We start from the raw sequence: 5,154 nt of genomic DNA on the forward strand, positions 1-5,154 counted from the left end.
CCCACACCCGCAGGCGTGAACTCGACACCACGCCCGGCAACCCCATCCACACCCAATCCAAGATCTGAGCAACATCAGGGATAGTGCTGCCTCAGGTCGCCGCGAGGCAGCACTATCCCTGATGTTGCGTGGACTGGGACCTGGACGGCGATACCGCACACCATCACCGAACGCGTGCATGGGATCGAGCAGGCCGTCAGCGGCGGGCCGCTAGACCGGAACGCCGCTGACGGGTCTGCCGGGCGCTCAGTGGGATGTCGTGTCGTTGTGGGGTGCGGTGTGTTGCCGGGGGATCGTGGGGGTCGCCGGCCAGGGGATCTCGTCAGCGCGGTGGAAGGTGATCCCAGCGGTGGACCAGCGCGGGCCGTGCCCGGCCAGGCGCTCGCGGAATCCGGCCCAGTCGTGTGCGGCCCGGGGCGACCAGCCCAGCTCGGCGATGGCGGGCAGTCGAGGGAGCAGCATGAACTCGATGTCGGTGAGCGAGGTGACCGATTCGGTCCACAGCGGGGCCTCCACGCCGAGGACGGCAGTGCTGGGCACGCCCGCGACGTGGGTGCCCGGGTCCCAGTCATACGCCCGGCGGACGTCGATCAGACCGGCCCAGTCGTGCCCGATCGGGGTGTCCTCGGCGTACTTCATGTCCAGGTAGGCGTGGTTGCCGGGGGAGAGGATCAGCCGGGCGCCCCGCTGGACGGCGTCGGCCGTGGCGGGGTCCTCGGCGTCCGTACCCCACCATTGCAGGACCCGCCCGTCGACGTGCGCCGCCGGGGCGAGCTGGTGCCAGCCCACCACTGTCTTGCCGGTGCCGGCGACGATCCGCTGCGCCCTCTCGACGAAACCGGTGTAGACCGCACCCTTGACGTTGAACGCCTCGTCGCCGCCGATGTGCAGCCACGGCCCCGGGGTGAGGGCGGCGACCTCGCCGAGCACGTCGGCGATGAAGTCGTACGTCTGCTCGTCGGCCGGGTCTACGTAGCTGAAGCCGACCTCGGTGCCGGTGTACGGCGGCGGTGCGAGCTTGTTCGGCGCCAGCTCCGGGTACGCGACCAGCGCCGCGTTGGTGTGCCCGGGCAGGTCGATCTCCGGGACCAGCGTGACGTGCCGGGCGGCGGCGTGGGAGACGATCTGCTGGTAGTCCGCCTTCGTGTAGTGCCCGCCGGGGCCGCCGCCGACCTCGGTTGCCCCGCCCACGGAGGTCAACCTCGGCCACGACTCGACGGCGATGCGCCAACCCTGGTCGTCGGTGAGGTGCAGGTGCAGGTGGTTGAGCTTGTAGCGGGCCAGGTGGTCGATCACCCGCAGGACGTCCTCGACGGCGAAGAAGTGTCGCGCCACGTCGAGCATCGCGCCCCGGTACGGGAAGCGGGGACGGTCCAGGATCGTGCCGCCCGGCAGCGCCCAGCGTGCGACCACCGGCGTCTGGCTCTCCACGGCGGCGGGGAGCAACTGCCGGAGCGTCTGTACGCCGTAGAAGAGGCCCGTCGTGGTCTCGGCGACAACGCGTACCTCCGCGCTGGTCACGTCGAGCCGGTAGCCCTCCGCCCCGAGGTCGGTGCTCCGGTGCTGGGTGGCGGGGGGTGTGGAGGTCGGGCTGGCGGGCGTGGCGGCCAGGGTGAGCGTCAGCGTGCCGGTCGGCTCGACGGCGGGTGTGTCGGCGACGGGCAGGGGGAGGCCGGTTGCCGGTCGGAGCAGCTCGGCGAGGTGGTCGGCCACCTCGCGGGCGCCCGGGTGGGCGGTGACCCGGATGGCCGTGTCCCCGGTGAGCACGAAGGACGCGCTGGGGTCCGCTTCGACCCGTTCCGGTGCCGGCACGACGTTGTCGAGGCGTACCGGCGGGGCGAGCAGATCGTCGCCGGCCGCCCGCGCGGCGAGCACGGCCAGGTCGCCGGCCGCCGGCTGGTGCGCGGGCAGCGCGGCCGGGTCGGCGGCGGTAGAGGTCGGCTCGGGGGCGGGGGAGGAGAGCGGAGGGGATGACACGACGACGGCTCCGGAGGGGGTTGTTCGCGTCGGATATGGCAAAAGTGAGCTTCGGCAGAACCAGTCCCGTCAACAATACGAGAGCCGGCCTGGATGCGTGATGGTGCGCATGGAAGCGTTCCCAAAAACCGGTACGAACACGGATAGTCGTGATGGCTGTGCCAATTGTCACCGAACGGTCCCAGGTCACCCGATGTTCGCTTAACCTTCGCCCACCGATCGGCGTCGACCCCGGGATTACCGGTGGTCCGTCTCGGGGTAGAAAAAACTGAACCTTCGTTAAGTGTCCATCCGGCGCGTGTGTGGAGGCTTTGGTGGCAGCGCAAAAAACCGTCGACCACAAGTACGTCTACGACTTCTCCGAAGGCAACAAGGACCTCAAGGACCTGCTCGGCGGCAAGGGGGCGAACCTCGCCGAGATGACCAACCTCGGCCTGCCCGTTCCCCCCGGCTTCACCATCACCACCGAGGCCTGCCAGGCGTACCTCGCGACGGGACGGGAGCCGGACGGGCTCGCCGGTCAGATCGAGACGCACCTGGAATCGCTTGAGCGCGCGATGGGCAAACGCCTCGGCGACCCGCAGGACCCGCTGCTGGTCTCCGTCCGCTCCGGCGCCAAGTTCTCCATGCCCGGCATGATGGAGACCGTCCTCAACGTCGGCCTCAACGACCAGAGCGTGGTCGGGCTCTCCGCGCAGGCGGGAGGCTCGGGCGGCCAGGCCGCCTCCGGCGGCGCGGACAGGTTCGCCTGGGACTCCTACCGCCGCCTCATCCAGATGTTCGGCAAGACCGTCTGCGACGTGCCGGGCGAGGAGTTCGAGCACGCGCTCGACCAGGCCAAGAGCGCCAAGGGTACGCACAACGACCTCGACCTGGACGCGGACGACCTGCGCGGGCTTGTCGACGCGTACAAGAAGATCTTTTTGAAGCACACCGGTCGGGAGTTCCCGCAGCAGCCGCGCGAACAGCTCGACCTCGCCATCCGGGCGGTCTTCGAGTCGTGGAACGCCGAGCGCGCGGTGCTCTACCGCCGCCAGGAGCGCATCCCGGCCGACCTCGGCACCGCGGTCAACGTGGTGACAATGGTCTTCGGCAACCTGGGCCCGGATTCCGGCACCGGTGTCGCGTTCACCCGGGACCCGGCCAGTGGCGCGCAGGGCATCTACGGCGACTACCTGGCCAACGCCCAGGGCGAGGACGTGGTGGCCGGCATCCGCAACACAGTGCCCCTACAGGAGTTGGCGCAGCTCGACCGGACCTCCTACGACGAGCTGCTCAGCATCATGGCCCGGTTGGAGGCGCACTACCGGGACCTGTGCGACATCGAGTTCACAATCGAACGCGGCAAGCTGTGGATGTTGCAGACCCGGGTCGGCAAGCGCACCGCCGCCGCCGCGTTCGTCATCGCCGGGCAACTCGTCGACGAGGGCCTGATCGACCTGGACGAGGCGCTGCACCGGGTCAACGGCGCGCAACTGGCCCAGCTGATGTTCCCCCGCTTCCAACTCGACCACGAGTTCCAGCCGGTCGCCACGGGCATCGGCGCCTCGCCCGGCGCGGCGTCCGGCACAGTGGTCTTCACCTCCGCGCGGGCCGTCGAGCTGGCCGCCGAGGGGAAGTCGGTGATCCTGGTCCGCCGGGAGACCAACCCGGACGACCTGAACGGCATGATCGCCGCGAAGGGCATCCTCACCTCGCGCGGCGGCAAGACCAGCCACGCCGCCGTGGTGGCCCGGGGCATGGGCAAGACCTGCGTCTCCGGCGCGGACGACATCGAGGTGAACGTGCCCGCGAAGCGGCTCACAGTGGCGGGGCAGACCGTCGACGAGGGCGACGTGGTCTCCATCGACGGCACCACCGGCAAGGTCTACCTCGGCGAGGTGCCGGTCCGGCCGTCGGAGGTGGTGCAGTACTTCGAGGGCAGCCTCGACCCCGAGCACATCGACAACGCGCTGGTCCGGGCCGTACACCGGATCATGACGCACGCCGACGGCAAGCGGCGGCTGGCGGTCCGCACGAACGCCGACACCGGCGCGGATGCCGCCCGCGCCCGGCGCTTCGGCGCGGAGGGCATCGGGCTGTGCCGCACCGAGCACATGTTCCTCGGCGACCGGCGGGAGCTGGTCGAGCGGCTGATCCTGTCCCGAGCCGCGGACGAGCGGGAGGCGGCGCTGGAAGCGCTGCTGCCGTTGCAGCGGGCCGACTTCGTGGAGATCTTCCGCGAGATGGACGGGCTGCCGGTCACCGTCCGGCTGATCGATCCGCCGCTGCACGAGTTCCTGCCACCGTTGGAGCAGCTCGCCGTCAACGTCGCGGTCGCCCAGGAGCGCGGCGAGGACGTGGCAAAGGAGGAGGCGTTGCTCGCCGCCGTCCGGCGGATGCACGAGGAGAACCCGATGCTCGGGCTGCGGGGCGTCCGCCTCGGCCTGGTCATCCCCGGCCTGTTCGCGATGCAGGTTCGGGCCATCGCCGAGGCGGCCGTCAGCTGTGCCCGTGGCGGAGGTGTGGCGAAACCGGAGATCATGGTGCCGCTGGTCGGGGCCGTGCAGGAGCTGGAGACGGTCCGCGCCGAGGCCGAGAAGATCATCGCCGAGGTGGTCGGGGACAGCGGGGTCGAGGTGCTGATCGGCACGATGATCGAGGTGCCCCGGGCGGCGCTGACCGCCGGGCAGATCGCCGAGGCGGCGCAGTTCTTCTCCTTCGGCACCAACGACCTGACCCAGATGGGCTGGGGCTTCTCCCGCGACGACGTCGAGGGCGCGTTCTTCTGGCGCTACCTGGAGCTGGGCATCTTCGGCATCTCGCCGTTCGAGTCGATCGACCGCGACGGGGTCGGCCGGCTGGTGCGGATCGCCGCCGAGGAGGGGCGGGCCGCCCGCCCCGGGTTGAAGCTCGGGGTCTGCGGCGAGCACGGCGGCGACCCGGACTCGGTGCACTTCTTCCACGAGGTCGGCCTGGACTACGTGTCCTGCTCGCCGTTCCGGGTGCCGGTGGCCCGGCTGGAGGCCGGTCGGGCGGTCGTGGAGACCGACGGCTCGGACAGCCGTTGACGCGGGCCGGCGGCGGACCGGGGACCGGTCCGTCAACCGCAGCACCTCGGCCTCCCGCTCGGTGAGTCGGGCGGCGCGCAGCCGATCGCCGCCCACCGGCCCGTACGCCCCGACGAGCTGACGGATC

The 5,154-nt window shown here is 70.8% G+C and carries 2 protein-coding genes; one reads left to right on the forward strand and one right to left on the reverse strand.

What is annotated here, in order from left to right:
- Positions 1 to 246: 246 nt before the first annotated feature.
- On the reverse strand, positions 247 to 1,977 hold the full coding sequence (locus tag ABZU25_RS34295; RefSeq protein ID WP_355033515.1) for a beta-N-acetylhexosaminidase: 1,731 nt from the start codon (positions 1,975 to 1,977) through the stop codon (positions 247 to 249).
- Positions 1,978 to 2,291: 314 nt separating this feature from the next.
- On the opposite strand from ABZU25_RS34295, the gene ppdK reads away from it, so the two are divergent.
- Positions 2,292 to 5,027 carry a pyruvate, phosphate dikinase gene (gene ppdK / locus ABZU25_RS34300; RefSeq protein WP_355033516.1) on the forward strand — a complete coding sequence of 912 codons (2,736 nt, stop codon included), beginning with the start codon at positions 2,292 to 2,294 and terminating at the stop codon, positions 5,025 to 5,027.
- Positions 5,028 to 5,154: the final 127 nt, after the last annotated feature.

Origin of the sequence: Micromonospora sp. NPDC005215 (assembly GCF_040607915.1) — a bacterium.
Classification (GTDB): Bacteria; Actinomycetota; Actinomycetes; order Mycobacteriales; family Micromonosporaceae; genus Micromonospora.